General features: G+C 45.4%; 6 protein-coding genes and 1 tRNA gene. 5 read left to right on the forward strand and 2 right to left on the reverse strand.

What is annotated here, in order from left to right:
* Nucleotides 1-82: 82 nt before the first annotated feature.
* From MH144_RS20165 to MH144_RS20180, 4 genes are all read left to right on the forward strand, one after another.
* Nucleotides 83-517 carry a MerR family transcriptional regulator gene (locus MH144_RS20165; protein WP_239303573.1) on the forward strand — a complete coding sequence of 145 codons (435 nt, stop codon included), beginning with the start codon at nucleotides 83-85 and terminating at the stop codon, nucleotides 515-517.
* A gap of 77 nt (nucleotides 518-594) precedes the next feature.
* On the forward strand, nucleotides 595-1,497 hold the full coding sequence (locus MH144_RS20170; protein ID WP_239303575.1) for a LysR family transcriptional regulator: 903 nt from the start codon (nucleotides 595-597) through the stop codon (nucleotides 1,495-1,497).
* A 232-nt stretch (nucleotides 1,498-1,729) separates the two neighbouring features.
* Nucleotides 1,730-2,473: a spermidine synthase gene (locus MH144_RS20175; protein ID WP_239303577.1), complete on the forward strand. Its 744-nt coding sequence runs from the start codon at nucleotides 1,730-1,732 to the stop codon at nucleotides 2,471-2,473.
* Between the two features lie 165 nt (nucleotides 2,474-2,638).
* Nucleotides 2,639-4,258 (forward strand): sensor domain-containing diguanylate cyclase, encoded by a 1,620-nt coding sequence (locus MH144_RS20180; RefSeq protein WP_239303579.1) that lies wholly within the window; start codon nucleotides 2,639-2,641, stop codon nucleotides 4,256-4,258.
* Nucleotides 4,259-4,337: 79 nt separating this feature from the next.
* Here MH144_RS20180 and MH144_RS20185 read toward each other — a convergent pair whose 3' ends face one another.
* Both MH144_RS20185 and MH144_RS20190 read right to left on the reverse strand, forming a co-directional pair.
* The gene (locus tag MH144_RS20185; protein ID WP_095288069.1) at nucleotides 4,338-4,700 is read right to left on the reverse strand and encodes a winged helix-turn-helix transcriptional regulator; all 363 of its coding nucleotides are present in this window, start codon (nucleotides 4,698-4,700) and stop codon (nucleotides 4,338-4,340) included.
* A 217-nt stretch (nucleotides 4,701-4,917) separates the two neighbouring features.
* Nucleotides 4,918-5,910 carry a Gfo/Idh/MocA family protein gene (locus MH144_RS20190; RefSeq protein WP_239303581.1) on the reverse strand — a complete coding sequence of 331 codons (993 nt, stop codon included), beginning with the start codon at nucleotides 5,908-5,910 and terminating at the stop codon, nucleotides 4,918-4,920.
* A 200-nt stretch (nucleotides 5,911-6,110) separates the two neighbouring features.
* On the opposite strand from MH144_RS20190, the gene MH144_RS20195 reads away from it, so the two are divergent.
* Nucleotides 6,111-6,195 (forward strand) — tRNA-Leu (locus MH144_RS20195).
* Nucleotides 6,196-6,389: the final 194 nt, after the last annotated feature.

A 6,389-nucleotide genomic window follows, 5' to 3' on the forward strand; every position in this document is an offset into this window, starting at 1 on the left:
TTTTAGGGGATGAATCCGGCTTGACTTGGAGCTGACTCCAAGTTGTAAGATGAAGGTATGAGGATGAGGGAGGCTGAGACGGATGAGTAATGAGGCATTATATTCTATTAAGGAAACAGCGGAGAAGGCGGGATTAACGGAAGATACGATTCGATATTATGAGAAGATTCAGCTTCTGCCCCGGGCAGATCGGAAGGCGAACAAGCACCGTGTATACCGTCAAGAGGATATTCGAACCATGAAGCTCATTTCTTGTCTGAAAAAGACAGGTATGTCTCTGGAGGATATGAAGCCTTACCTGCACATGTCGATGGATTCGAATCTGGACGAATTCCCGGAAGAGCGTGAGATGCTGGTGAGTCATCGAATGAAAATAGAAGCGCAGATTGCCTCGCTGCAGCAAGTCGTTGATTTTATAGATGAGAAGCTGGAGAAGCGGAGCATGTTTCCCGATGAGTGTCCTATAACTGGAGAGAATCAGCTGTCGGTTTTTGAGAAAAAGAACATGTTCTCCTGACGGGTAACCCCTCCTATGCTGGGAGGAACTCTTTTGGTATATAATAGAACCAATTATACGAAAAGAGGAATAACACGTTGACTCTGCAACAATTAAAATATGTGATTGAAGTTGCCACGCGCGGTTCCATGAATGAAGCGGCCAAACGGCTTTTTATCTCCCAGCCCAGCCTATCGAACGCGATTCGCGATCTGGAACAAGAGATGCGTATTACCATTTTTGAACGGACAAACAAGGGAATCTCTCTGTCCAAAGAAGGCGTGGAATTTCTGAGTTATGCCCGGCAGGTCGTGGAGCAGGCAGAATTGCTGGAGAATCGTTATTTGAATGCCAAGCCCTCTCCGCAGCATTTCTCGGTATCAACCCAGCACTATGCGTTTGCCGTTAATGCTTTTGTACGTCTGGTACAGCAGTATGGTCAGGATGAATATGAGCTGGCACTGCGGGAAACGAAGACATATGAAATTATCCAGGATGTTAAGAGCCTGCGAAGTGAAATTGGGATTCTGTATTTGAACGAATTCAATGCCAAGGTCATTAACAAATTATTAAAGGATGCCGGTTTGGTGTTCACAAGCCTCTTTACAGCCAAACCGCACATCTTCATCAGCGTGAAGAACCCGCTGGCTAAGCAAGCATCCGTGGCGATTGAGCAGCTTAAGGACTATCCTTACCTGTCATTTGACCAAGGGGAGTACAACTCTTTTCATTTTTCCGAAGAGATTCTGAGTACGTTATCCCATCCCAAGAGCATCCAGGTCAATGACCGGGCGACGTTGTTTAACCTGCTGATTGGTCTGAATGGTTATACGATATCAACAGGTGTACTCAGTGCTGATTTGAACGGAAATGAGATCATTCCTGTTCCGCTGGAGTGCGAGGAATCGATCAATGTGGGTTGGATCAGCCACAAGAGCACCTCTCTCTCCAATCTGGGTGTAGAATATGTCAAAGCATTGCATGAGGCCATAGAGTCCTGATTATACGGACAAGTTGGGTATTTCCAGAAAAGATGAGCGAACCTGTTCCAATCCCGTATTGGGGTTTGTGAATATTAAAATGTATAAGCTTATCTCCAGTCATTCAAAACCGTTTCCGGGTAACCCTGAACGGTTTTTTATCATTTTTATGGAGTGCGACGATAGAGAATTGTTATAATGAAAAATAGTTTTATTTGCACGTAGTGGATGGAACTTGAGAGGAGTATGGCTCGTGAGAGTTTTATATCGGAATATGAGTGAGCAGCATGCGTTAACCGTATATGATACAACCAAGCTTTATGGGGAAAAAGGGCATTTCCGGGTTTTGGAGTTTTCGAACGAGGCTGTTCAGGGAGCCATGGATCTCGATGAGCCTTCACGAATGCTGCTTGAATACCCAAGGGCGATGGTTCATTTAATGGAGCGGAATACGCCTGAATACGAAAAGGTTTTTGTAGTGGGGCACGGCATTGGTACGCTCTCGACTTATCTGTCAAACCGCCAGGTGAAGATCGCTGAGTTAGACGAAGAAGTGGTTGAATTAAGCAAGACTCTCTTTGGATATGAGGGCAGTGAAGTCATGGTGGGAGATGGCCGGGAGCTGCTGCAGCAGGAACCACCTGGAACATATGATTATATTATTGTCGATGCATTTACCGCAACAGGAACGCCGAAGCAGTTTACCTCCAGATCTTTCTTCACGATGGCTCAAAGCAAGCTGCGATCTGGTGGGAGCATACTGTTGAATGTATTCGGACGTGCGGGCAATGACAGGCTTGTAAACGCGGTATATGCAACGATGGCTGATCAGTTTAATTACACACGTTCATTCGCTCTACCTACGGAAACGCAGGAAGAGATACAGAATCGAATTCTGGTGGGAAGCAATGCTCCTATTGAGTTCCAATCGCGCTTTATGGCTGGGTTTGTGGAACAGGAACCCGGAGAAGGATACATTATCGAAGACCAGCTTTGATCCTGGAGAAGAAGACAGACGCCTGATTTATGAAGTTAGTCATGGAGTTGTCAATTTTAATTGAAGAAATTGTAAAATATTCATACAAAATTAATACATTCATAACAACTTTCGTATAGAATAGAAGGAATATGCCTTTTCATGAAAATCCGGGGGAAAGCAATAATGATCGCAAAGAACAAAGCATCCAGATGGCGAAGACAAGCGAGAAAGTATAAAAAAATCAGCCTTCCCGCCTTGCTCAGTGGGCTGGTCACCATTTCGGTGCTGATGACCTTAACTATCATGTTTATTTCGTCTTATACAACGCAGAAGCAGTCTCTCATTGATAATACCTTATCTCTTAATTATTCAAGCGCAGCTCAAATGAGTCAGACACTGGATTCGCTATTTCAGTCCATGCAGAACAGCTTGAAATATGCTGCAGACTATTTTCCGCAGATGGACTATTCAGATACGGAAAAATTGGATTCAACGCTCGAATTGATTCAAAGCAGCAGCAACTATTTTAACTCCGTAGCCCTTGTGGACGAGAAGGGTTTGGTACGCAGTATGTCGCCGTATTCGGCTTTATCTGTCGGAGTGCATGTTTCATCAGAGGCAGCGAAAAAAGCGATGGAACTTAAGGCGCCTTATATATCCGAAGCATACCAGACCCCTAGGACGAAGCGCAGAAATGTTTTTGTCAGTGAACCGATCTTTGATGCAGCTGGACAATTTAAGGGGACCATTGGCGGTAATATTTATCTGCAGGAGAATAATATCTTGAACCTCTCTTTTGGAAGTCAGCTCAGGACAAGCAATGGTTCATATTTTTTTATTGTCGATGCCAAGGGTACGCTTCTATTTCATCCAGATACCAAAAGAATTGGTGAGAACATCAGTAAAAATGAAATTGTACAGAAGTTGCTGAATGATCAAACCGGTAAGGAGCAGTACAAAAATCTGGCCGGCATAGATTCCCTTGCCGGATATCAGAAAGTGCCTGCTACCGATTGGGGGGTCGTAGTCGTATCTCCAACCCAGACCGTGTATGATCAGCTGAATGAGCATATTCGCATGTTGTTGCTGTATACTTCGGTTCCGTTTCTCATCCTGACCCTGATTGTCATTCGGGTAGCGCGGAAGCTGGCGAGTCCGTTTGTATATCTCGCCGATCTGGTTAATCAGGTAGATCAGGGAAAAGTGGACCTGCCAACGATGAAACCGCATTGGAACAGGGAGGCCGATTTGCTAACACGCACGGTTTTGGGTGCATTGGCGAATTTTCGCAAGCAAACGGACCAGCTTACCTATGATGCCAGAACGGATGTACTGACAGGCATGACGAATCGCAGGACATTTGAAGAAGTCATTCAGCAATGGATTGATGAACAGACGCCATTCTCGATTATTGTTCTTGATATCGACCGCTTCAAATCCATTAACGATACGTACGGACATCATGCTGGAGACGAGGTTCTGAAGCATATTGCAGATCTGATCAAGCTAGCCGTTCGGCCGCAGGACGTGAGTTCTCGCTTCGGCGGGGAGGAGTTTGTCGTGCTGCTGCGCCATACCGGGGCTGAAACGGCCTATCATATTGCCGAGTTTATCCGTGTATCGGTTGAGGAAAGTATCATGCCGGTAGAACGCTCCGTGACGATTTCGGCAGGGGTTGCCGAATATCCGCTGCATTCATCTTCAGCGACGGAACTGTTCCATCTGGCCGACACGGCTCTGTACCAAGCGAAGGAAGAAGGGCGCAATCGTACCGTGACCATTCAGACCATAGAAAGGTCATAAAGAGGCCGGGAATCCCGTCTGTGATACACTATAAAAAAGCTGATCCCTTGTGAGAAGGAATCAGCTTTTTTTGCGTTCACTATACTTCCTGTGACTTGGCCTGAACGACTTCATTCGTATAGGTTTCTCCCCAGTCCCGCATGCTGAATATGATCGGACGGAGCGTTTCCCCAAATGGCGTAAGTGAGTATTCCACTTTGGGTGGCACTTGAGGGTAGATTTCTCGGTGTACGATCCCGCTGCTCTCCAATTCTCTTAATTGCAAAGTGAGCATCCGCTGCGTAATGTCGGGAAATAATTTGCGGAGTTCATTAAAGCGCAAGGAACCCGAAAACAAATGATACAGAATGGCTCCTTTCCATTTGCCTCCAATAACACTAAGTGTAACTTCTACGGCGCAGCCATAGGGTTTAGGGCATGTCTCGGTTGAGATTTTTTTCATCTATCTGCACCTCCGTCAGCTATGTGTATAGTATCAATTTAAGTACTACGTACCCAAAATGTGTGTATATTCTCTTCAAAGCATACCATGTCTGATTCGGATTATAAACCCTGGATAACGGATCAATGAAAAGGTGCAGTTTATAGTGAAAAACCCGTTTTCGCTATACGAAACACGGGCTGAGATAAGATTCAGGGTATACAGTAGCAAGTATATGTTAGACCAGTGAAGACAAGATGGTATCACACAGAGCCATCGTTCCGATATTATCCTTGCCGCTTGAATGCGGAAGCGAATTATTGTGGCAGCATGACATGAAATGTGCCATCTCGCCTACAAATCCACGAAGGTAGAGATCGCGGTATGCGCCAGACATGGGAGAGGCGGAAGGAGTAAAGACCGTATCCTGCTCTTCAAGTGACTTCCAGGGAAGGTTGTCCGAGGTACGAGAGTGATGAACGGTAAGTGTATTCATTTCATCTGCTGATGCAAAACCGTGATCGAAAGTAACCAATACACTTTCGCTTTCGCGTGACCATGCACTCATGCCTGCGAAGTAGGCACTGCCCACGACACCGTTATCAAATTTCAGGGAGATGCTCTGATTGATATGTTCCCCATCCTTAACTGTGGTACCCGTCACTTGCTGTACTTCGCCGAAGAGGAAACGCATCAGATCGATCATGTGGATGGCAGCGAGTTTCATAAACTGTTCTTCATTTTTGCAAAAGGGAGTACTATCAACAGCAAATTTCATCTGAAATGAACGTGTTCTACCCATCGAACCGCCATCAATCAGTTCTTTTAATTTCATATATACAGGTGCATAGCGTTTCATGAATCCGACCATCAATACAACGCCTGCCTTTTCGGCTGCATCTGCAATTTCGGCAGCTTCTCTGGCAGTCCAGCCAAGGGGTTTGTCAACATAGACATTCTTGCCCGCCTTGATGCATTCCATAGCGAGAGATGTTTGATCCTGAGGTTGAGCTACCACAACAACGTTGTTGCAGTCTTCGTTTTGCAGCATTAGAGTTGCGTTATCATATGCTGACCCCGTACTGCCGTATCGCAGCAAGGCGGCTTGAGAACGTTCGATACTGCGAGTGGAGATGGCCTGGATGGTAGCACCTGCTTCTACAGCAGATGGGTATATATTGGTCGTTGCATGAAATCCGGCACCGATAAAACAAAGATTCGTTTGAGTCATAACCATTCTCCTTCTTCAATGATATCTGGTGCTAACGATAGGAGGTTTTTTATTTCTATAAAAGGACATATGTCCTATAAATTTCAGATCATAAAAAAGTATTGCATTCTTCTTCCAGAGCCTGTATACTCTTAATTACGGTGAAACGAGAAATTGAATAACCGGATGCTTTTCATCGAGGATGAGAAGATACATATTATGCGGTCGTGGCGGAATTGGCAGACGCGCACGGTTCAGGTCCGTGTGGGCTAACCCCCCGTGGAGGTTCGAGTCCTCTCGACCGCATCGAAGAGAAAAAGGTTCGAAGATTGCTTTTGCAATCTCTCGAACCTTTTTTTATTTTTCTACGAATTTGAAATGACCTGAAACAGGCTTTGATTATGTGTCCTCTTGGTTCAGTTGTTAGTGTTGACGCTGACGCTGGCGTAGGAAAATCGCTGTCCATAGTCCGGACAAGGCACCAATGATGCCGAAAAGGG

It is taken from the genome of Paenibacillus sp. ACRRY (assembly GCF_022346995.1).
Classification (GTDB): Bacteria; Bacillota; Bacilli; order Paenibacillales; family Paenibacillaceae; genus Paenibacillus.